The sequence below is a fragment of the Streptomyces sp. SDT5-1 genome (genome assembly GCF_052245995.1).
Classification (GTDB): Bacteria; Actinomycetota; Actinomycetes; order Streptomycetales; family Streptomycetaceae; genus Streptomyces.
Map to the genome: position 1 here is coordinate 109,553 of NZ_CM125963.1, position 20,866 is coordinate 130,418.

The window sequence follows — 20,866 nt, forward strand, 5'->3', positions numbered from 1 at the left end:
CCCGGCTTCGTGCGCCGTGGCGGGCCGGTCAGAGCTGGCCGGACTCCGCGATGGTGATCTTGGCGGAGGTGGCGCCGCTGCGGGAGCCGAGGGACTCGATCTTCTTCACGAGCTCCATGCCGTCCTCGACCTCGCCGAAGACGACGTGCTTGCCGTCCAGCCAGTCGGTGACGATGGTGGTGATGAAGAACTGCGAGCCGTTGGTGTTCGGGCCGGCGTTGGCCATCGAGAGCAGGCCGGGCTTGGTGTGCTTGAGCTGGAAGTTCTCGTCGGCGAACTTCTCGCCGTAGATGCTCTTGCCGCCGGTGCCGTTCCCGGCGGTGAAGTCGCCGCCCTGCAGCATGAACTGCGGGATGACGCGGTGGAAGGACGAGCCGGCGTAGCCGAAGCCCTTCTCGCCCGTGCACAGGGCACGGAAGTTCTCGGCGGTCTTCGGGACGACGTCCTCGAAGAGGTTGAACGTGATCCGCCCGGCGGGCTCGTCGTTGATCGTGATGTCGAAGTAGGTCTTGATTGCCATGGACGCAATCCTTTCATCACGGAGCCCGGATTGCCGATTCGGCCCGTCGGGACGGCCGTTTTCGTCCACCATTCGCACGCTCCGTGACGCCTTGCTTGCGGGGCGCGAGCGTTCAGGCCGCGAGCCGGTCCTTCGCCTGCACGCCCTCGCCCAGCGGCCGGACCCCGTAGGCCCTGCCGAGGCCGTACGCGGGCATGTCGCCGTAGATGGTCTCGTACGAGCCCGCGGGCACGAGGTAGGTCTCGTGCCAGATGCCGACGTGCCCCTTGCTCGTGCGGGCGTACCGGTTGATGCGGGCCCACCAGGGCTTGTGCCGCTTGTCCGAGGCCGCCGCATAGGCGAGCAGCTTCTCCTTGGACTCCCAGTACTGGATGACGTAGTAGTTGCGCGGGTTCGAGCTGCCCAGCACGTGGTGGAGCAGGCCTGCCGTGCGATCCTTGCCCAGTTCCCGCAGCATCATGGGCATCGCACACATCACCGGCAGCCAGCGGTGCACGGCCCAGAAGCGGTTGATCCGCATGCCGACGACGAAGAGCACGACGTCGCCGTCGGCGGTCGCCGTGGTCCGTCCGGGTTCCAGCTTGGTGAACACAACTCCCCCGTTTCGGTCGGGTGTTCGTGGCGAGCCAGGGGTCCCCCGGGCCCCTGGCCCATGTTTGGATAGTGGCACTTTCCAAGGAGGGGCACAAGGGATGCGACTGGCGGAGTTGAGCGAGCGCAGCGGCGTGCCGGTCGGCACGATCAAGTACTACCTGCGCGAGGGCCTGCTGCCGCCGGGCGAGCGGATCAGCGCCACCCAGGCCGCGTACGGGGACGCGCATCTGCGCCGGCTCGGCCTGATCCGGGCGATGATCCAGATCGGCCGGATCCCGGTGGCGACCGTGCGGGAGGTGCTGGGGCACGTCGACGACGACTCGCTGGGGACGACGTTCCGGCTCGGCGCGGCGCTGTGGGCGCTGCCGCATCCACCGGACGCGCCCGCGGACGATCCGCTGACGGCGGAGGTGACGGAGGCCGTCGACCGGTTCCTCGACACCATGGGCTGGCACCACGCGCGCGAGATCGGCGCGCTGTCCCCCACCTACCGGACGCTGATCACGACGATCGTCACCCTCACTCGCCTCGGCTTCTCGCGCGGCCCCGAGGTGCTCGCCCGCTACGCGCACCTCATGGACGAGGTGGCCCGCCTGGACTTGGACGAGCTCGACACCTCCGAGGACGATGCCGAGAAGGCGGAGCTCGCGGTCGCCTCGACCGTTCTCTACGAGCCGCTGCTGATGGCGCTGCGCCGGCTCGCGCAGGAGGAGCACTCCACCCGCCGCTACGGCTTGTGAGGCCATGGGGACGGCCGCATACGATGACCGGCGGACGCCGAACGCTCTGCGGCGGCCGTACAACGGGAGGGAACCCATGATCATCTTCGGCACGCGGGGCTACGCGTACCAGCTCGCCATCCTCACCTTCGTCTGCGGCAGCTGCGGCAACCCCGCGGCGCACACGCTGCGCAAGTTCGTCACGAAGTTCACGCTGTTCTTCGTCCCGCTGTTCCCGATCTCGACGAAGTACCAGGCCCAGTGCACCTTCTGCGGCGCCGCGCACCAGGTGCCCAAGGAGCACGTCGACGGGATGCTGGCGCAGGCCGCGGGCCCGCAGGCGGGTGCGCCGCAGCAGTACCAGCAGCCGCACCAGGGCTAGTTGGGCCCCTCTCCGTAGACGCAGGAAAGGAAAGGGCCCTGCCGCCTCCCAGGGGGGAGAGGGGGCGACAGGGCCTCGGGCTCGAGCGCCCGGGGGGGTGGGCAGCTTGAGCGTCTGTTCTCCTGCTGCCCGGGATACGGCGGAGCATGCACGCCCCGCGCAGAATCGTCGCGGCAGGTTTCCGCGCCGTGTCAGTAGGCGGCGTTCATGGCGGCCCGCACCTCCTCGAGCGTGGCGTCGGCGATGGCGCCCGCCCGCGCGTTCCCGGCCCGCAGCACGTCCCTGACCAGGGCGCGGTCCTGGGCATAGGCGTCGCGGCGGGCGCGGATCGGGGCGAGGTACGCGTTGACGGACTCGGTGACGCGGCGCTTGAGCGCGGCCGCTCCCCCGGCGCCGATCTCCTCGGCCACGACGCCCGGCTCGACGCCCTCGCACAGGGCGGCGAGCAGGACGAGCGAGGAGACCTCGGGGCGGGCCTCGGGGTCGTACGTGATGTGGCGTTCGGCGTCGGTCCTGGCGCCACGGATGAGGCGGGCCGTCTCGTCCGGGGTCGCGGACAGGGCGATGGCGTTGCCGCGGGACTTGCTCATCTTGGTTCCGTCGGTGCCGAGCAGCAGCGGCGCCGTGGACAGCAGGGCGTCGGGCTGCGGGAAGACCGGGGTGCCGTGGCCGTAGCGGTCGTTGAAGCGGCGGGCGACGGTGCGGGTGACCTCCAGGTGCGGCAGCTGGTCCTGGCCGACGGGCACGAGGTTCGCCTTGCAGAACAGGATGTCGGCGGCCTGGTGGACGGGATAGGTGAACATCAGGCCGCTCACGGCGTTCTGCCGGGAGTGGGCGATCTCGTCCTTGACCGTGGGGTTGCGCTGGAGTTCGGCGACGGAGACGAGGCTGAGGAACGGCAGCAGCAGCTGGTTCAGGGCGGGCAGGGCGCTGTGCGTGAAAATCGTGGACCGCTCGGGGTCGATGCCGATGGCCAGATGGTCGAGGACCAGCTCCTCGACGTGCTCGGTGAGGTTCTCGGCGACGTCGCGGTCGGTGAGGACCTGGTAGTCGGCGATGAGGACGAAGGTCTCGACGCCGAGGTCCTGGAGCCTGACCCGGTTGTGCAGGGTGCCGAAGTAGTGGCCGAGGTGCAGGCGCCCGGTGGGGCGGTCCCCGGTGAGGATCCGGAACCGCCCGGGGTCCTTGCGGATCAGCTGCTCGAGCTCGGCGCTGCGGGTCTGCGCGGCGGACGTGCCGATGGCGTCGGTGGTGCTGCTCATGGTGGTGGTCTCTCCCCTGGTCACGGGCGTCCGCTGGACGGCGTGGACTCCGGTGGGAGGACATGGGAAAGGGCCGTCCGGGGACGGCCCTTGTACGTGCTTGACTGTGCGGCCGCCTCTAAGTGAGGCGCCACCAGTTGAGACACGTAGAACGATGCATGCTGCAATCGTACACCTGACGGACCCGTCCGGTCAGGAACCGACGGGTGTGAAGCGCACGGGGAGCGCCTTCGGCCCGCGGGTGAAGACGCCCGCCTCGGCCGGCTCGAAGCCGTCGGCGAGCCGCACGTCGGGCATGGCGTCGAGCAGCTGGTTCACCCCGGTCTCCACCTCCGCCTTGGCGAGCAGCGCGCCGACGCAGAAGTGCCGGCCGAGCGCGAAGGCGAGGTGGTCGGCGGCAGCGGAGAACGCGGTGGCGGTGGTCAGGTCGGCGCGGAACAGGTCGAAGCGGTCCGGGTCCCGGTAGCGCCGCTCGTCGCGGTTGGCGGCGCCGATGAGGCAGGTGACGGTGGCGCCCGCGGGGACGGTGCCACCGGTCAGCTCCACGTCGACGGCGGCCTGGCGCATGATCATGTGGACGGGCGGGGTGAAGCGGAGCGTCTCGGCGAAGGCCCGCTCGATGAGCGAGCGGTCGGCGCGGACGGCGGCGAGCTGGTCGGGGTGGGCCAGCAGATTGGCGAAGATGCCCGCGATGGCCTTGTCGGTGGTCTCGCCGCCGGCCGCGAGCAGCAGGCTGCAGAAGGCCTTGATGTCCTCGTCGCTCATCCGCACCCCGTCGACCTCGGCGGCGCACAGTGCGGACAGCAGGTCGTCGCCGGGGTGCTCGCGGCGCTCCTGGATGACCGGGATCATGTACGCGGCGAACTCGACGCGGGTCCGCTCCCCCGCCGCCGCGACGTCCGGATCGCCCGACAGGTTGGAGAGGAAGTCGATGACGGCCGTGTACCAGCCGTGGAAGCGGTCGTGGTCGGCCTTGTCGAGGCCGAGCATGTCGGCGATCACGTTGACGGGAAGCCGGGTGGCGAAGTCGGCGACGAGGTCGGCGGAGCCGGTGTCCCTGAACGCGTCTATCAGTTCACGGGAGTTGCGCTCGATGACGGGCAGGAATGTGTCCTGGAGTTCGCTGCCGCGGAAGGCGGGCGCGACGAGCGCCCGGCGCACGCTGTGCTCGCGCCCGCTCATCTGGAGGATGGTCCTGCCGTGCACGGGTTCGAGCTGCCAGTCGTAGTTGTCGGTGGTGAACGTGCCTTCCTTGTCCTTGAAGACGCGCTCCACGTCGGCGTACCGCGACACGATCCAGCTCTGCGTCGCCTCGTGCCACAGCAGCGGGGCGGACTCGCGCATCGCCCGGTAGGCGGGGTAGGGGTTCGCGGCGAATTCCGGCGAGAGGATGTCGGGGACCTGCGCGGTGGACATGGAACTCCCTGTGGGGGCGCAACGGGCGGTAGCCGTCAGCCTATTGACCGCCCGTCAACACGTACACCCCCACCGGGTGTTAGCCGTTGGGGAGGATCACCGCGCGCCCGTTGATCTTGCCGTGGTGCAGGAGTTCGTACGCCTTGGGGGCGTCGTCGAGGGAGAAGGTCTCGGTGTGCACGGAGACGGCGCCCGCCCGCGCCAGGTCGAGGACCTCGATGAGTTCGGCGCGGCTGCCCCAGTACGGGGCGCTGACGTTGACCTCAAAGTTCGTCGCGCCGAAGCCGACGGGCAGGGTGCCGCCGCCGATGCCGACGATGGTGACGTCTCCCTCGACCGCGGCGACGGCCCCGGCGGTCTCGACGGTGGGCTGCACGCCGACGAAGTCGAAGACGGCCTCCGCGCCGCGCCCGCCGGTGATCTCCCTGACCTTGCCCGCGGCCGCGGCGTCGGAGAGCACCGCCTGGTGGGCGCCGACCGTGCGGGCCAGGGAGAGCTTGTCCTCGGACACGTCGAGCGCGACGACGCGGCACGCGGTCATGGCGCGCAGCAGCTGGATGGCGACGTGCCCGAGCCCTCCCGTGCCGATGACGACGGCCGTGGACCCCGGCACCAGCTTCGGCAGCGAGCGCTTGATGGCGTGGTACGGGGTGAGGCCCGCGTCCGTGAGCGGCACCGTCGCGACGGGGTCGAGGCCCGCGATGGGCGCCAGGTGCCGCGCGTCGTCGACGATCATGTACTCGGCCATGGAGCCGGGGGCGCCGAGGCCGGGCGGGCGGATGTTCAGCTCCTCGGCGCGCAGGCAGTAGTTCTCCTTGCCCTCGGCGCACTTGAGGCAGGCGCCGCAGCCCCACGGCCCGTACACGGCGACCGCGTCGCCCTCCACGAAGCCGGTGACGCCCGCGCCGAGCGCGGCGACGGTGCCGACGCCCTCGTGCCCGAGGGTGAGCGGCAGCTCGTAGGGGAAGTTCTCGGCGGGCCAGCTCATCACGGCGATGTCGGAGTGGCAGACGCCTGCGGCGGTGACCTTCAGGAGGACCTCGCCGGGACCCGGTTCGGGGTCGGGGACGGTGACGACCTCGGGCGCCGCTCCCACCGTGCGGTACTGGAGTGCCTTCATGTTCGGGCTCCTTCGTGGCTGACCCCCGCCACCCCATGCAACCCCAGGCTCCGGGCGAGCGCACGCCCGCACACGCAAAGGACCCCGACCGTACGGGGGAGAACGGTCGGGGCCTGGTTCAAAGTTTAACAGCATGTGTCGGGTGCTCGGCACCTGTTCGACGCCGGACGGACGTGAGGTCGGGCACATCCGTTCATCTGCCCTTTAGGTCACTCTTTTCGGGCGCGTGTGCCGGGCTACCGCGCGGCGCATCGCGTGCCGGGCGCCGCCTCAGCCCATATGGTGACAACAGCCGTCCGACGCCCTCCATCGCATCCGGAGCACTCGTGGCCGAACCCCAGCCCGTCCTCCTCACCCCACCCGCGAAGGCCGCCGTCTTCCTGGTCGTGACCATCCAGCCGGGCGGTGAGCCCGCCGTCCGCGACACGCTGGAGGAGCTGTCGGCGCTCAGCCGCTCCGTCGGCTTCCGCGACCGGGACGCCGCGCTCGGCTGCATCACCGGCATCGGGTCGACCGCGTGGGACCGCCTGTTCAGCGGGCCGCGCCCGCGCGAACTGCACTCCTTCCAGGCGCTCGCCGGTGACCGGCACCTGGCCCCCGCCACCCCCGGCGACCTGCTCTTCCATCTGCGCGCGCGCCGGATGGACCTCTGCTTCGAGCTGGCCCGCGTGATCATCGGCAGGCTCGGCGACGCCGTGCGGGTCGTCGACGAGGTGCACGGCTTCAAGTACTTCGACGAGCGGGACCTGCTCGGCTTCGTGGACGGCAGCGAGAACCCGACGGGGCAGGCCGCGGCCGAGGCCGTGTTCGTCGGCGACGAGGACCCGGACTTCCGCGGCGGCTCCTACGTGATCGTGCAGAAGTACCTGCACGACATGGCGGCCTGGGAGGCGCTCCCGGCTGCCGAGCAGGAGAAGGTCATCGGCCGCACCAAGACCGCGAACATCGAGCTGGACGACGACGTGAAGCCCGCCGACTCGCACGTCGCGCTCAACACGATCGTCGACGAGGACGGCACGGAGCGGCAGATCCTGCGCGAGAACATGCCGTTCGGCAGCGTCGGCGAGGGCGAGTTCGGCACGTACTTCATCGGCTACGCGCGCACCCCGGACGTCACCGAGCGGATGCTGCGCAACATGTTCCTGGGCGATCCGCCCGGCACCCACGACCGGATCCTCGACTTCTCGACCGCGGTCACCGGCTGTCTGTTCCACGTGCCGAACGCGGACTTCCTCGACGATCTGCCCGAGCCGCCGGCGGAGACCGCGGTGGCCGTGGCCGAGGAAGCCGAGACCCTCGAGCCCGCCGCGGCCTTCGCCACCCCGGACCCCGCCGCCGGTTCCCTCGGCATCGGCAGCCTCAAAGGAGCCTGAAGACGATGAGCATCGCCCCGAACCCCACCCCGAGCACCAACCTGCACCGTGAGCTCGCCCCGATCACCCCGGCCGCCTGGGCCGAGATCGAGGAGGAGGCGTCGCGCACCTTCCGGCGTCATGTCGCGGGCCGCCGCGTCGTGGACGTGACGGGCCCCGACGGTGCGGCGCTCTCGGCCGTCGGCACCGGTCACCTGACCGAGATCGCGCCGCCCGCGCCCGGCGTGACGGCCCGGCTGCGCAAGGTGCAGCCGCTGGTGGAGCTGCGGGTGCCGTTCACGGTGAGCCGGGAGGCCGTGGACGACGTGGAGCGCGGTGCGCAGGACTCCGACTGGCAGCCGGTGAAGGACGCGGCGCGGGCCATGGCGTACGCGGAGGACCAGGCGATCTTCGACGGGTACGCGGCGGCGGGCATCGACGGGCTGCGCGAGCGGACGTCGAACCCGGTGCTGAGCCTGCCGGCGGAGGCCCGCGACTACCCGGACACGATCAGCAGGGCGCTGACCGCGCTGCGCCTCGCGGGCGTGGCGGGCCCGTACGCGCTGCTGCTCGGCGCCGACGCGTACACGGCGGTCAGCGAGACCTCCGACCACGGCTATCCGATCGCCAACCACCTGGGCCGGATCCTGGACGGCGAACTGATCTGGGCGCCGGCGCTGAACGGGGCGTTCGTGCTGTCCACGCGCGGCGGCGACTTCGAGCTGCGGCTGGGCCAGGACCTGGCGATCGGGTACACGTCGCACGACGCGCGCGGCATCGAGCTGTACTTCCACCAGACCCTGACGTTCCTGCCCTACACGGACGAGGCCGTGGTCGCGCTCAAGGCCTGAGCGCTCCCCCCCTCGCCGCTCAGCGGCCCTGGACCTTGGCGACGAACGCGTCGAGGTTGCCGAGGGCGCGGTCCACGCGCTCGTCGAGGGTGAGGGACTCCTCGTAGCGGCCCGCGCGCAGCTTGGGCTGCTTCTTGCCGCGCAGGTACAGGGAGCAGGCCAGGTCGGCGCAGATGTAGAGGCCGACCGTGTTGCCATCGCGGCCGCGGGCGCCCGCCAGGGGCGCGGCGAACAGGGAGACGCCCGACGAGGCGTGTCCGGTCAGGCAGATCTGGCACAGGCTCGACTTCACCGCGCTGGTGCGCCCGGTCTGCGGCACGCGCAGGGTGACGCCGACCGGTCCTTCGTCGGTGGGCCTGACGAGGTGGGCGCGCAGCGGCGCGCCCGGGTCCACCCAGCCGAGGAAGTCCAGGTCGTGCCAGGGCAGCTCGGCGAAGTCGAGCGGCAGCCGCATACGGGTGGCCTCGCCCTTGGTGCAGTTCACGAAGGACGAGCGGATCTGTTTGTCGCTGAGTGGTTCCACGTCGTGGACCCTACAAAGCCGCTCGCCCCTCCCGCATCCGGATATTCGCGTCGGGCCTGGTCAGACGGTCGGACCCGGTCAGGGGTTGGGGACGACCGCGACGGGGCACGGCGCGTGGTGCAGGACCGCGTGGGCGACCGAGCCGATGCGGGAGCCGATCGCGGTGCGGCGCGCGCGGCGGCCGACGACGAGCAGCTGCCCCTCGGGGGCGATGGAGAGCAGCACCTGTCCCGCGCTGCCGATCTCCACGTGCTCGCGGACCGGCACGTCGGGGAAGCGCTCGCGCCAGGGGGCGAGGGCGGCGGCCAGGGCCTTGCGCTCGTACGGCTCGATGCCTCCGGCGTCGTCGAGCAGGGCCATCGAGCCGGGGCTGTAGGAGAACACCGGCGGCAGGTTCCACGCGCGCACGGCCCGCACGGCGACGCCGCGGGCCTGCGCGGTGGTGAAGGCGAACTCCATGGCGGCGGCGCTGTCCTCGGGCTCGCCCTCCTGGCCGACGACGACGTCGCGCCCGCTCGCCTCGGCGGACGCCTCGTCGCCCGCGCGGACGAGCACGACGGGCCGCTCCGCCTTGGTGAGCACCTGCTGGCCGACGGAGCCGAGGAGGAAGCCGACGATCACGCCGTGCCCGCGCGAGCCGAGCACCAGTGCCTCCGCGTCGCGGGCCGCGGCGGTCAGGGACTCGGCGGCGCCGTCCGCGTCGAGGACGTCGGTGGTGACCGCGAGGCCGGGGTGGCGCTCGGCGATCTCCTGCTCGGTGTCGTCGAGCAGGTCGCCGGCCCACTGGGTGAGGGCGCTCTCGTCGGCGGCGAGCGCCAGGGTGTCGGGGGCGGGCTCGCCCACGTGCACGAGGCGCAGCGGCAGTCCGCGCCGCACCGCCTCGCGCGCCGCCCAGGCGGCGGCCGCCCCGCTCTCGGGTGATCCGTCCACTCCCGCGGTGATGGGCCGGGTCATCGGGTCTCCTCGTCTGTCCGGTGGCGTCTAGTGTGCTGTCTGTCCGGGAGCGCCGGCTTCAGTCCTCGTACCGTTCTTGCTCGTGGTCTTCTTCGACCCTCGCAGATACCGGTTCCAGCCGCCCGGTGGACGCTCCCCCACCTGGAGCGCGCGCAGTTTGGCGAGGACGGCGGGGTCCTGGGCGTCGAGCCAGTCGACGAACTGCCGGAACGACACGAGCCGTACGTCGGCGCCCGCCTCGGCCTTGTCGGCGATCCGCTTGAGCGCGTTCTCGACGGCGTCCATGTAGATGCCGCCGTTCCACTCCTCGAAGTGGTTGCCGATGAAGAAGGGTGCCCGGTTGCTCTCGTAGGCGCGCCGGAAGCCGGTGAGGTACGCGTCGGTGGCCTGGGTGCGCCAGCCCGGGTAGTTGTGGGCGGGGGCGCGGGTGGAGTTCTTCGACTGGTTGGCGAGGATGTTGTAGTCCATCGACAGGACCTCGAAGCTGTGGCCGGGGAACGGGATGCCCTGGAGGGGCAGGTCCCAGATGCCGTGCCGCTTGTCGGGCCAGCGCTGGAGGCCGCCGGGCGAGGACGCGTCGTAGCGCCAGCCCATCTCTCGGGCGACGGGCAGCAGGTTCTCCTGGCCGAGCAGGCAGGGGGTGCGGCCGCCGACGAGTTCCTTGTCGTAGTCGAAGGGCAGGGCGGGCTCGTCGTGCCAACCGGTGTGGGTGCGCCAGGACTTGACGAAGGTGCGGGCCTGTTCGATCTCGCTGCGCCACTGCTTGGGGCTCCAGTTGGCGACGGATCCGGCGCCGCCGCAGAAGTGCCCGTTGAAGTGGGTGCCGATCTCGTGGCCTTCGAGCCAGGCCTGATGGACGTACTTCAGCGTCTCCTTGACGTGCGGGTCGGAGAGATAGCCGATGTCGGAGGCGCCGACGGGGTTGTTCGGCGGCAGGTAGCGGCGCTTCTGCGACTCGGGCAGCAGGTAGAGCCCGGAGAGGAAGAAGGTCATGCGGGCGTCGTGCTGCCTGGCCAGTTCGAGGAAGCGGGGGAACAGGCCGTTGCCGACCTCACCGGCGCCGTCCCAGGAGAAGACGACGAACTGCGGTGGCGTCTGGCCGGGTTCGAGCGGGACGGGCGTGGCCGGCTGCTTGGGCTGCTTGCCCGTGTACGAGGTCGAGCCGTCGCCGATCAGGCGGGGCGCCGCCTTCTTGGCGGGGCGTTCCGGGTGGCGTGCGGGGCCTGCCGGGGGCGGGCTCTGCCGTTCCGCGCCGCCGCTCCCGCATCCGGCGAGCGCCCCCGCCGCGGCGCCGAGACCGACACCGAGGCCCAGGCGGGCCACGCCTCTGCGACTGATTCCACTGGACGAACTCGACTCCATGGGCAACCCAATCCGCGCCCCGAGCGGGGGCGTTGTACGTCCCCCCACACGGACACCGACCCCCGCACCGTAGGGCGGATAAACGGACAAATGCCTCATTTGAGACGGCGTGCCGTGCAAAGAGATGGAGCGCGGAAGGGTGGTCCGGAAGCCGGCGGTCAGTCCTCGCCGACGACCTTGCCCGGGTTGAAGAGGTCGAGCGGGTCGAGCGTCCGCTTCACCGCGCGCTGCAACGCGCAGACGGCCGGGCCGAGTTCGCTGCGCATGCCGCCCCGCTTGAGCAGGCCGACGCCGTGCTCGCCCGTGACGGTGCCGCCCGCGGCGATCGCGGCGTCCAGGAGTTCCTCGAAGGCGGCCTGCGCGGCGACCCGCTGCGCCTCGTCGCCCGGCTCGGTGATCAGGAGCGGGTGCAGATTGCCGTCCCCGGCGTGCGCGATGGTCGCGATCCGCACGCCGTGCCTGCGCCCGATCTCCTCGATGGTGGCGAGCATCGACGGCACGGCCGAGCGCGGCACGCACAGGTCCTCGGTGAGCACGGGGCCGAGCCGCTCGAGCGCCGGGTACGCGAGGCGGCGCACGTCGAACAGGGCCTCGGCCTCCACGGCGTCGGTGGACTGCTCGGCCCACAGGGCACCCGCCTCCCGGAAGGCGTCGGCCACCGCGCTCGCCTCGCTCTCGCCCGCGTCGCCGGGGGCGTCGATCCGGGCGAGGAGCATGGCCTCGGCGCCGGGCTCGATGCCGAGGTGCTTCCAGTTCTCCACGGCCTCCATGCAGGCGCGGTCGAGGAGTTCCAGGGCGGCGGGCGCGAGGCCCCTGCTGGTGACGAGCGCGACGGCGGCGCCCGCGGCGACGAGGCTGTCGAAGTTCCCGACGACGGTACGGGGCTCGGCGGCCGGCGCGGGCCGCAGCTTCAGAGTGATCTCGGTGATGACGCCGAAGGTGCCCTCGGAGCCCACGAAGAGGCTGGTCAGGTCGTAGCCCGCGACGCCCTTGGTGGTACGCCGGCCGAGCCTGACCCGGCTGCCGTACTCCCCCGCGGGGCCGCCCATCACGACCTCCATGCCGAGGACGTAGTCGCGGGTGACGCCGTACTTGAGGCAGCACAGGCCGCCCGCGTTCGTGGAGACGTTGCCGCCGATGGTCGACCAGGGGGCGCTGGCCGGGTCCGGCGGGTACCAGAGGCCGTGCTCGGCGACGGCGGCCTTGAGGTCGTTGTTGACGACGCCGGGCTGGACGACGGCGACCAGGTTCTCGCTGTCGATCTCCAGGATGCGGTTCATCTTCGACACGTCGAGCACGAGGCAGCCGTCCACGGCGTTCGCCCCGCCGGAGAGCCCGGTGCCCGCGCCCCGCGTGACCACGGGGATGCCCCGCGCCGCGCAGGCCCGCACCACGGCCTCGACCTCGTCGGCCGACGTGGCGCGCACCGCGGCGAGCGGTCGGCCCATCGGGGCCCACTCGGCGTCGTCGTGGCCGAGGGACGCGAGGACGTCCGGGTCGGTGACGAGGGTGCTGTCCGGCAGCGCGGCGGCGAGCTCGCCCACCGTGCCCTTCGTGTCTGCGGTGTCGATGTCGTCCTCCTGAACAGATGGCCCCGACCGGCGCGTTCACGGGTCGGGATCACCATCATGGAACACCGCTCGGCGCCGCCCGACGGCGCGGGGGCGGTTCAGGAGGCGAGGGTCAGCACGGCGCGCACGCGCTTGCCGACGGGGACCTGCTCGACGGAGACGACGGCGAGCGCGTCGACGATCTCCAGGCCGTGCCCGCCGACGCGGGCCGGGTCGCGGGGGAAGCGGACGGGGACGGCGGCGCTGCTGTCGTAGACGGTGACGGCGATCTGCCGGGACGTTCCTTCGAGCTCCAGGACGTACGGACCCGAGCTGTGCCGGTCCGCATTCGTGATCAGCTCGGTGACGACCAGCAGGACGTCCCCTGCCGTACGGGGGTCGAGCTCGACGCACCACTCCTGGCGCAGCCGCGTGAGGAACACGTCGGCGAACCTGCGCGCGTCGGCGAGGCTGCTCCCCTCGTCACCCGCGTAGTGGGTCGCCTGCATCAGGGGCCCGACCGCCTCGTCGAAGCCCGTGGGGATCACTGCCCCGTCCATGTACTCGGTCATTCGTGTCTCTTTCACGCCTGCCGGCCTCCGTGATGGGGACCCGCAGCCTGCTGATACCCCGCATGGCGCCGCGCAGTCCTGCCGGTTTCCACGGAGGTACCGGCGCCCGTGGATCTCGTGGGCGCCTCCCAGTATCCCTTGCGTGCACACCGCATCCGCACCCGCCGTGGATGCGGAATTCGTGCAGGGGGTCGACGGTGAAGAAAGCGGGGGCGAGCGAGGGAGAACGGATGAACGCGGAGCACGACCGGCAGCGCTGTCTGGTGACCGGGGCGAGCGGCTACATCGGCGGCCGGCTCGTGCCCCAGCTGCTCGCGGCCGGGCACCGGGTGCGCTGCCTGGCCCGCACCCCGGAGAAGCTGCGCGACCACCCCTGGTACGACGACGTCACCGTGGCGCAGGGCGATGTCCTCGACCGGGACGCCGTCGCGGACGCCCTGCGCGGCGTGGACGTCGCGTACTACCTGGTGCACGCGCTCGGCACCGGCAAGGACTTCGAGGAGACCGACCGCGAGGCCGCGCGGATCTTCGCCGAGGAGGCCCGGAGGGCGGGGGTGCGGCGGATCGTGTACCTGGGCGGTCTGACCCCGGCGGGCGTGCCCGAGCACGAGCTCTCGCCGCATCTGCGTTCGCGGGCCGAGGTCGGCCACATCCTGCTGGAGTCCGGCGTGCCGACGACCGTGCTGCGCGCGGCCGTCATCATCGGCTCGGGCTCCGCCTCCTTCGAGATGCTGCGGTACCTCACCGAACGGCTGCCGGTGATGGTGACGCCGAGCTGGGTGCACACCCGGATCCAGCCGATCGCCGTGCGCGACGTGCTGCGCTGTCTGGTGGTCGCGGCCTCGATGCCGCCCGAGGTGTCACGGGCCTTCGACGTCGGCGGCCCCGACGTCCTCACGTACCGCGACATGATGCTGCGCTACGCGGAGGTGGCGCGGCTGCCCCGGCGGCTCGTGGTCGGGGTGCCGATGCTCAGCCCCGGCCTGTCGAGCCACTGGGTGGGCCTGGTGACGCCGGTGCCCGCCTCGATCGCCCGCCCGCTCACCGAGTCGCTGCGCCACGAGGTCGTCTGCCAGGAACGGGACATCGAGGAGTGGGTGACGTTTCCGGCCGGGTCCCCCGTCGGCTTCGACGAGGCGGTCCGGCTCGCGCTGCGCCGCGTCCAGGAGGCGCAGGTCGCGACGCGCTGGTCGTCCGCCGCGCTGCCGGGCGCGCCGAGCGATCCGCTGCCGACGGATCCGGACTGGGCGGGCGGCAGCCTCTACACGGACGAGCGGGAGCGGCTCGTCGACGCCTCGCCCGACCGGCTGTGGGACGTCGTCGAGGGGATCGGCGGGGAGCACGGCTGGTACTCGTTCCCGCTGGCGTGGGCGGTGCGCGGCTGGCTCGACCGGTTCGTGGGCGGCGTGGGGCTGCGGCGCGGGCGGCGGGACGCGAAGCGCCTGCGGGTCGGCGACTCGCTCGACTTCTGGCGGGTGGAGGAGATCGAGCGGGGGCGGCTGCTGCGGCTGCGCGCGGAGATGCGGCTGCCGGGGCTCGCCTGGCTGGAGCTGACCGTGGAGCCCGCGGGCGACGGGCGGGCCCGCTACCACCAGCGGGCGCTGTTCCATCCGCACGGGCTCGCGGGCCAGGCGTACTGGTGGAGCGTGGCGCCGTTCCACGCCGTGGTGTTCGGCGGGATGGCGCGGAACATCGCGGCCGCCGCCGAACGGCCCGCGTCCGACTCCGACGCCGCTCCGTCCGGGTGAGCCCGCATCCGCGCGGGGCGCCGACCGGGAAGCCCTGACGTATCCCCCTCCCCTGCTGACCAGGAGCCGCGCCGTGCGTGTCCGTGTCGTTCTGTTCACTTCCGATCTGCGGGTGCACGACCATCCGCCGCTGCGGGCCGCGCTCGACTCGGCCGACGCGGTGGTGCCGCTGTTCGTGCGGGACCCGGCGATCGACGCGGCCGGGTTCGCGGCGCCGAACCGGGCTGCGTTCCTCGCGGACTGCCTGCGTGATCTGGACGCGGGTCTGCGCGAGCGCGGCGGGCGGCTGGTGCTGCGGGAGGGCCCGGTGGCCGAGGAGGTCGCGAAGGTGGTGGCCGAGACGGAGGCGTGCGCGGTGCACGTGGCGGCCGGGGTGAGCGGCTACGCGCGGCGCCGCGAGGACGCGCTGCGCACGGCGCTCGACTGCGAACTGGTCGTGCACGACACGGTGGTGACGTGTGTGCCGCCGGGCGAGCTCGCGCCCCAGGGCAGGGACCACTTCGCGGTGTTCACGCCGTACCACCGCCACTGGGAGCGACACCCGGTCAGGGACGCGCTGCGGGCGCCGCGCACGGTCGTGGTGCCCGACGGGGTCGGCTCCGCGGCGCTGCCCGAGCGGCGGCACGTGCGCGGTGTCTCCCCCGGTCTCGCGGAGGGCGGCGAGCGGGCCGCCCGGGAGCGGCTCACGGCCTGGCTGCGCTCCGGGATCGACGCGTACGAGGAGCGGCACGACGACCTGGCGGGCGACGCCACGTCTCGGCTCTCCCCGCATCTGCACTTCGGGACGCTCGGCCCGGTCGAGGCGGTGCGCCGGGCACGTCACAGGGGCGGCCCCGGCGCGGAGGCGTTCGTACGGCAGGTGGCCTGGCGGGACTTCCACCATCAGGTCCTCGCCGCCCGCCCGGACGCGGCGCACGCCGACTACCGGCCGCAGGGCGACCGCTGGCGCCGGGCCCCGCGCGACGTCGAGGCGTGGTGGGAGGGGCGGACGGGGTATCCGATCGTGGACGCGGCGATGCGGCAGCTGCGCCACGAGGGGTGGATGCACAACCGGGGCCGGCTGCTCACGGCGTCGTTCCTCGTCAAGACGCTGTACGTGGACTGGCGGGTGGGCGCGCGGCACTTCCTCGACCTGCTGGTGGACGGAGATGTCGCGAACAACCAGATGAACTGGCAGTGGATGGCGGGCACCGGCACCGACAGCCGCCCGAACCGGGTGCTCAATCCGGTCACGCAGGCCAAGCGGTACGACCCGGACGGCGCGTATGTGCGGCGCTGGGTACCGGAGTTGGCCGAGGTCGAGGGCCCCGCCGTGCACACGCCGTGGAAGGCGAAGGGCCTCGACCGAGCGGCCGTCGGCGACTATCCGGAGCCGATCGTCGCGTTGTCGGACGGCCTCGACCGGTTCAGGCGGGCTCGGGGGCTCGACTGATCTCCGGGTAGTACCGCTCGATCTGTTCGAGGGCCTGCGGCAGGGTCGCCGGGTGCAGCGCGCCGCGCACGCCGCGCCCCGCCCAACCGGGCCCCGCGAGCATCACGGCCGGTTTGCCGCGGGCGCCGCGCACGCCCCAGTGGGTGTCGGCGAGGTGCCGGGCCAGCGGGAGGCTCGCCGTCGAGCGGGCCTGCGCCCACAGCACGACGACGCGCGGCCCGATCCTGCGCACCGCCGCGGCCACCGCCTCGACGGGCACGGCCGCCCCGAACATCCGCTGCGGCACGCCCAGTCGGCTCAGTCCGGCGCTGAGCGCTTCGAGGGCGAGCACGTGCTGTTCGGCGGGGACGCAGGCGAGGACCAGCGGCGGCGCGGCGAGCGTGGACTCGACGGGCGACGCGGCCCGGTGCAGGGTGCGCGAGACGTGCCAGGACAGCAGGTGCTCGACCTCGACGTAGCGGTCGCCGGCCTCCTCCCACTTGCGGCCGACGGCGTGCAGCACGGGCGCCATGACGTCCTGCCAGGCGGTCACCAGGCCGTGCCGGTCCACGGCTTCGGTCAGCAGCTTCTGCACGGTCGGCGCGTCCATGCGGGTCGCGGCGCGGGAGATGCCGCGGCACTGGCGCTCCAGCGTGGCGGGCGAGGCCGCGGCGGGGGCCGGTCGGCGCTGCGCCGGCAGTGCGGCGGGCTCCCGTTCCTGGCGCTTGCCCGCGAGCCGGGCGGCCTCGGCGGGCGGCAGGCCCGTCGTGGTCAGCCGGCACATCTCCTCGACGACCGCGATGTCCTGCGCGGTCCAGCGGCGGTGGTGTCCCGCGGCGCGCTGCGCGGGTCCGAGGCCGTAGCGGCGGTCCCAGCTGCGCAGGGTGGTCGGGGAGACCCCGAGGCGCCGCGCGAGGGCGCCGGTGGTGACGCCCGTGTCCTGCCGCGGCGTCTGTGGCGGTGTCGCTTCGTGTGTGGCTCGCCCCTCGTCCATCGGCCCACGATACGACGCACAAACGATGCGGGTTGCCGTGCTGCGCGAGCCGTTTCCAGGATGACCGGGCCTGGCCGGAACAGGCGGACGCACGACCGTTTCGAGGAGTTGACGGGGCTTTGATGGGCGCAGGGGTGCTGGCGCGGGGCGTGGACCCGCGCGAGATGTCGGACGCCGCGCTGGCGGAGGGTCTCGCCGCGGGGGACGTCGGCTGCCTCGCGGAGGTGTACCGGCGGTGGTCGCCGGTGGTGCGCGGGCTCGCGCAGCGGGCGCTCGGGGACCGCTTCGAGGCGGAGGACGTGATGCAGCAGGTGTTCCTCGCCGCGTGGCGGGGCCGGTCCGGGTACCGGCCCGAACTGGGGCCGCCCGTCGCCTGGTTGACGGGGATCGCCCGGCATCGGGTGGCGGACGCGCTGGCGGCCAGGAACCGTCGGGCGGCGCTGTTCGAGGCGGCGCTCGCCCGGCATCCGGTCGCGGCGGAGGACAGCACGGACGCCGCCGTGCGCCGGGTGCTGCTGTCCCAGGAGCTGGCGCGGCTACCCCGCACCCAGCGCACGGTGCTGCGTCTGTCGTTCTACGAGGATCTGACGCAGCCGCAGATCGCGGAGCGCACCGGGTGGCCGCTGGGCACGGTCAAGAGCCATGCCCGGCGCGGCATGCGGCGCCTCGGGGACCGGCTGCGCGGCGGGGACGCCGGCGGCTGAGATTCGTGCGTCCCGGCCGCATCCGTGGGGCGCCCCGGGAGCGAATACCTCGTGTGCGGCCCGGTCCCGTGACCACGGACCGCACGGGGCCGGGCGGCCCGGACCCCGCCGCCCGCCCGCCTCAGCGGGGTCGGTGCCGCTGAGGTGGGCCGGGGCGGGGCGGCGCTGCCTGGGTCAGCAGTCCATCTTCCAGGTGTGGGAGTCGCCGCTGTCGTTGGCCCAGCCGTTGGAGGGGATCTCCTGGCCCGGTGCGAGGCAGACGGTGCCGAGGCCGATGAGGCCCGGGTTCTCGTAGACCTGGACGTGGTCCTTGATGCCGGGGCCCGAGATGCCGTGGTTGGCCCAGGAGGAGTCCTCGTCCTGGATGCCGTCCTCCCAGTCGTGGTCGTCGCCGGACCAGTTCCAGCGCATGCCGCCGTAGTTGGCGTCGGTCCAGGCGCAGAAGTCGCCGCTGGGGCACTGGGCGGCGTACGCGGTGGTGGTGACGGCGGCGCCGCCGAGGGCCAGGACCGCGGCGGCGGCCAGGGCGAGCGGGTGCTTGACCATGTTCAGTTCTCCTTGGTGGGTCGGTCGGTCGAGGTGCGCAGCACGCGCCGCGACGCGTCGAGCGCGTGCTGCCGCAACTGCCGGTACTCGGTGAGTTCGGCGTGGTGGCGCGCGCGTACGGAGGCGAGGCCGAGGCCGCGGTGGGCGGCCTCGGGCCCGAGGTTGTTGACGACGGTGGACACCCGGAACCAGCGTTTCTGGTCGCCGTAGAGGGTGCGTTGGGCGGCGGCGAGGCAGCCGTCGGTGTGGGCGCGGACGGGGATGCCGTTCGCGAGGGTGAGGGAGAGTTCGGCGGGCGGGCGGCCGAAGAGGGCGGCGGCGACCCGCTGTTGCTCGGCGCTGCTCCCCCGGCGCTGTCCGGGCCGGGGCGGTGTCAGGCCCTGTCGGGTGAGGCAGCGGTCTGTGAGGGCCTGTGTCGCGGCCCGGACGGTGTCGTCGGGGGTGCGGGCGGGCCGCTCGGGCCCGGGTGAGGTGCAGCCGGTGAGCGGGAGGAGGGCGCAGGCCAGGACGGCGAGGGCCCGCGTGGGGCGGTTCATGGCGCGCTAGCCCTGCTCGCACCCCATGGTGGTGTCCGCGACACCGTCGAGTTTTCCGGCCCACTCCCAGTTCTCGGAGTAGTCGTCGCGCCGGATCTCCCTGTAGAGGCAGCCGGTCGACGTGTAGCTGATGGCGTAGACGGTGCCCTGGACGCGGGAGTCGAAGGAGGCGGCGTGCCGCGCCGTCCCGTTCTCGGCGTCGGCGTAGCCGGGCGGGCCGTAGCACCAGGACTGGCCGTGCATGCCCGGTTCGGTCCAGAAGCAGACCTGGCCGGGCGGTACGGCGGCGGTGGCGGCGGGGGTGCCGAGCGTGAGGGCGGCGCCCGCCATGGGCAGGGCGAGGAGCACGGATCTGTGCTTGATGAAGCGCTTCATTGAGGTGACCCCGGAGTGATCGTTCTTACTGAGCGTGATCACACTCCCCCGCGGTTCGCGGGATCAAGCGCCGTGTCACTCGTGTCAGTGACTGCTGGTGACCGGCGTGCGTCGCCGGGGGCCACGGCGGCGCGGCTGGGTGCGGGCCATGCGGACGGCGTCGACGGACTCGGCGAGGAGTTCGTACTCGGTGGTGTCGTCGCTGGTGGCGACCCTGACGAGGCGCCCGGAGGCCAGTTCGTCGGCGACGCTCTCCTGCCGCTCCGGGTCGGCGCACCAGGCGCGGAGCAGCTCCGGCACGTCGGGGGCGTCGTCACCCACGGGCGTCAACGCGCCGTCGGGCACGGCGGCGGACCCGGGGCGCGGGTCGAGCCGGTCGGCGATCCACATCGCCCGGTCGCGCAGCCACCACAGGGCGAGGGGAAGCGTCGGGGCGCGATATGTGCCGAGCGGAACACCCACGCGCCGGCCACCGCAGATTCCGTACGCGGTGACATGGCACAGGAATTCGTCGTGCACGGTCCTCCCCCATTGCCTGGAGCCCGACAGCATTGACTGTTCAGCCACACGATCAGTGATCCACCGCAACGGCGGGAATTACCCGGGCTATTGGCCCGCACCCCGCCGCCCTCGAGCAACGTTCAACCGTTCCGTGGTCAAGTATCGGCACTTGGGAAGTGGTGTCACCATGGCTTTCACGCCAGTCTCCGGGCATATTCACGGCGTTCGTTGGCCGAAATCCCGCGCGTCGGAGAGACTGACACGCATGCGCTCTCACGACGTACTCATGGACGGTTACAGCCGCATTCAGGAAGAGGTGCACGCGGCCGTCGAGGGACTTTCCGTCGACACGCTGCACGAGCGCCCCGGAGACACGGCGAATTCCATTGCGTGGCTGATCTGGCATCTCACCCGGGTGCAGGACGATCACATCGCCGACGCGGCCGGGCGGGATCAGGTGTGGCTCGCCGACGGCTGGGCGGAGCGGTTCGATCTGCCGCTCGACACGTCGGACACCGGGTACGGACACACGCCCAAGCAGGTCGGTCAGGTGCGGGTCGCCTCGGGCGAGCTGCTGGTCGGCTACTACGACGCGGTGCACGAGCGGACCGTCGACTACCTCGGCGGCCTGAAGGACGCCGACCTCGATCGCGTCGTCGACGAGGGGTGGGATCCGCCGGTGACCCTGGGCGTGCGGCTCGTCAGCGTGCTCGCGGACGACCTCCAGCACGTGGGGCAGGCCGCCTACCTGCGCGGACTGCTCTGAGACCACCGCTCGTCCGCCTTCTGGAGCGGCGCCGGACCTGGGGTCCGGCGCCGCTCTCGTGCGTGCCAGAGGTCTTGACAACTCGATTGGTCTGAACCAACTTTGGCG

The 20,866-nt window shown here is 72.5% G+C and carries 23 protein-coding genes; 8 read left to right on the forward strand and 15 right to left on the reverse strand.

The annotated features are described in order from the left end of the window. Window positions 1–28: 28 nt before the first annotated feature. Window positions 29–520 (reverse strand): peptidylprolyl isomerase, encoded by a 492-nt coding sequence (locus ACTWJ8_RS00555; RefSeq protein WP_356382436.1) that lies wholly within the window; start codon window positions 518–520, stop codon window positions 29–31. A 112-nt stretch (window positions 521–632) separates the two neighbouring features. After that, the gene (locus ACTWJ8_RS00560) at window positions 633–1,112 is read right to left on the reverse strand and encodes a DUF4188 domain-containing protein (RefSeq protein ID WP_356382433.1); all 480 of its coding nucleotides are present in this window, start codon (window positions 1,110–1,112) and stop codon (window positions 633–635) included. Window positions 1,113–1,212: 100 nt separating this feature from the next. On the opposite strand from ACTWJ8_RS00560, the gene ACTWJ8_RS00565 reads away from it, so the two are divergent. Both ACTWJ8_RS00565 and ACTWJ8_RS00570 read left to right on the forward strand, forming a co-directional pair. Further along, window positions 1,213–1,854 carry a MerR family transcriptional regulator gene (locus ACTWJ8_RS00565; protein WP_356382430.1) on the forward strand — a complete coding sequence of 214 codons (642 nt, stop codon included), beginning with the start codon at window positions 1,213–1,215 and terminating at the stop codon, window positions 1,852–1,854. A gap of 76 nt (window positions 1,855–1,930) precedes the next feature. Continuing rightward, on the forward strand, window positions 1,931–2,215 hold the full coding sequence (locus tag ACTWJ8_RS00570; RefSeq protein WP_443262332.1) for a zinc-ribbon domain-containing protein: 285 nt from the start codon (window positions 1,931–1,933) through the stop codon (window positions 2,213–2,215). A gap of 191 nt (window positions 2,216–2,406) precedes the next feature. Here the strand turns inward: ACTWJ8_RS00570 and trpS are convergent, their stop codons facing one another. The 3 genes from trpS to ACTWJ8_RS00585 all read right to left on the reverse strand — a co-directional run bounded on the left by trpS (window position 2,407) and on the right by ACTWJ8_RS00585 (window position 6,013). Further along, window positions 2,407–3,477: a tryptophan--tRNA ligase gene (gene trpS, locus ACTWJ8_RS00575; protein ID WP_443262333.1), complete on the reverse strand. Its 1,071-nt coding sequence runs from the start codon at window positions 3,475–3,477 to the stop codon at window positions 2,407–2,409. 192 nt (window positions 3,478–3,669) lie between these two features. Continuing rightward, entirely contained in the window at window positions 3,670–4,893 is a 1,224-nt protein-coding gene (locus ACTWJ8_RS00580) for a cytochrome P450 (RefSeq protein ID WP_443262334.1), read from the reverse strand. 79 nt (window positions 4,894–4,972) lie between these two features. Next, complete coding sequence (locus tag ACTWJ8_RS00585; RefSeq protein WP_443262335.1) at window positions 4,973–6,013, reverse strand: NAD(P)-dependent alcohol dehydrogenase; 1,041 nt, start codon at window positions 6,011–6,013, stop codon at window positions 4,973–4,975. Between the two features lie 326 nt (window positions 6,014–6,339). On the opposite strand from ACTWJ8_RS00585, the gene ACTWJ8_RS00590 reads away from it, so the two are divergent. Next, entirely contained in the window at window positions 6,340–7,386 is a 1,047-nt protein-coding gene (locus ACTWJ8_RS00590) for a Dyp-type peroxidase (protein WP_356382416.1), read from the forward strand. Window positions 7,387–7,391: 5 nt separating this feature from the next. Then, window positions 7,392–8,216: a family 1 encapsulin nanocompartment shell protein gene (locus ACTWJ8_RS00595; RefSeq protein ID WP_443262336.1), complete on the forward strand. Its 825-nt coding sequence runs from the start codon at window positions 7,392–7,394 to the stop codon at window positions 8,214–8,216. 19 nt (window positions 8,217–8,235) lie between these two features. Here the strand turns inward: ACTWJ8_RS00595 and ACTWJ8_RS00600 are convergent, their stop codons facing one another. From ACTWJ8_RS00600 to ACTWJ8_RS00620, 5 genes are all read right to left on the reverse strand, one after another. After that, window positions 8,236–8,739 (reverse strand): FBP domain-containing protein, encoded by a 504-nt coding sequence (locus ACTWJ8_RS00600; protein WP_443262337.1) that lies wholly within the window; start codon window positions 8,737–8,739, stop codon window positions 8,236–8,238. A 78-nt stretch (window positions 8,740–8,817) separates the two neighbouring features. Continuing rightward, window positions 8,818–9,693 carry a universal stress protein gene (locus ACTWJ8_RS00605; protein ID WP_356382409.1) on the reverse strand — a complete coding sequence of 292 codons (876 nt, stop codon included), beginning with the start codon at window positions 9,691–9,693 and terminating at the stop codon, window positions 8,818–8,820. A 27-nt stretch (window positions 9,694–9,720) separates the two neighbouring features. Next, complete coding sequence (locus ACTWJ8_RS00610; protein ID WP_356382406.1) at window positions 9,721–11,055, reverse strand: hypothetical protein; 1,335 nt, start codon at window positions 11,053–11,055, stop codon at window positions 9,721–9,723. A gap of 158 nt (window positions 11,056–11,213) precedes the next feature. Next, window positions 11,214–12,599, reverse strand: a complete 1,386-nt coding sequence (locus tag ACTWJ8_RS00615) for an FAD-binding oxidoreductase (protein WP_443262338.1) — start codon at window positions 12,597–12,599, stop codon at window positions 11,214–11,216. A 125-nt stretch (window positions 12,600–12,724) separates the two neighbouring features. Continuing rightward, window positions 12,725–13,177, reverse strand: a complete 453-nt coding sequence (locus ACTWJ8_RS00620; RefSeq protein ID WP_356382400.1) for an ATP-binding protein — start codon at window positions 13,175–13,177, stop codon at window positions 12,725–12,727. A gap of 230 nt (window positions 13,178–13,407) precedes the next feature. Between ACTWJ8_RS00620 and ACTWJ8_RS00625 the strand changes: the two genes are divergently transcribed. Further along, on the forward strand, window positions 13,408–14,925 hold the full coding sequence (locus ACTWJ8_RS00625) for an SDR family oxidoreductase (RefSeq protein ID WP_443262339.1): 1,518 nt from the start codon (window positions 13,408–13,410) through the stop codon (window positions 14,923–14,925). A 73-nt stretch (window positions 14,926–14,998) separates the two neighbouring features. Continuing rightward, complete coding sequence (locus tag ACTWJ8_RS00630; protein WP_443262340.1) at window positions 14,999–16,357, forward strand: cryptochrome/photolyase family protein; 1,359 nt, start codon at window positions 14,999–15,001, stop codon at window positions 16,355–16,357. On the opposite strand, the gene ACTWJ8_RS00635 is transcribed toward ACTWJ8_RS00630, so the two are convergent. Next, entirely contained in the window at window positions 16,332–17,330 is a 999-nt protein-coding gene (locus tag ACTWJ8_RS00635) for a MerR family transcriptional regulator (RefSeq protein ID WP_443262341.1), read from the reverse strand. The genes ACTWJ8_RS00630 and ACTWJ8_RS00635 overlap by 26 nt on opposite strands. Window positions 17,331–17,452: 122 nt before the next feature. Between ACTWJ8_RS00635 and ACTWJ8_RS00640 the strand changes: the two genes are divergently transcribed. Beyond that, the gene (locus tag ACTWJ8_RS00640; RefSeq protein WP_443262342.1) at window positions 17,453–18,034 is read left to right on the forward strand and encodes an RNA polymerase sigma factor; all 582 of its coding nucleotides are present in this window, start codon (window positions 17,453–17,455) and stop codon (window positions 18,032–18,034) included. A gap of 174 nt (window positions 18,035–18,208) precedes the next feature. Here ACTWJ8_RS00640 and ACTWJ8_RS00645 read toward each other — a convergent pair whose 3' ends face one another. From ACTWJ8_RS00645 to ACTWJ8_RS00660, 4 genes are all read right to left on the reverse strand, one after another. Next, entirely contained in the window at window positions 18,209–18,580 is a 372-nt protein-coding gene (locus ACTWJ8_RS00645) for a peptidase inhibitor family I36 protein (protein ID WP_443262343.1), read from the reverse strand. A 2-nt stretch (window positions 18,581–18,582) separates the two neighbouring features. Continuing rightward, window positions 18,583–19,116 (reverse strand): hypothetical protein, encoded by a 534-nt coding sequence (locus ACTWJ8_RS00650; protein ID WP_443262344.1) that lies wholly within the window; start codon window positions 19,114–19,116, stop codon window positions 18,583–18,585. Window positions 19,117–19,122: 6 nt separating this feature from the next. Next, the gene (locus ACTWJ8_RS00655) at window positions 19,123–19,491 is read right to left on the reverse strand and encodes a hypothetical protein (protein WP_443262345.1); all 369 of its coding nucleotides are present in this window, start codon (window positions 19,489–19,491) and stop codon (window positions 19,123–19,125) included. Window positions 19,492–19,575: 84 nt separating this feature from the next. Then, entirely contained in the window at window positions 19,576–20,010 is a 435-nt protein-coding gene (locus ACTWJ8_RS00660) for a hypothetical protein (RefSeq protein WP_356382378.1), read from the reverse strand. Window positions 20,011–20,257: 247 nt separating this feature from the next. On the opposite strand from ACTWJ8_RS00660, the gene ACTWJ8_RS00665 reads away from it, so the two are divergent. Further along, the gene (locus ACTWJ8_RS00665; protein WP_356382375.1) at window positions 20,258–20,758 is read left to right on the forward strand and encodes a mycothiol transferase; all 501 of its coding nucleotides are present in this window, start codon (window positions 20,258–20,260) and stop codon (window positions 20,756–20,758) included. Window positions 20,759–20,866: the final 108 nt, after the last annotated feature.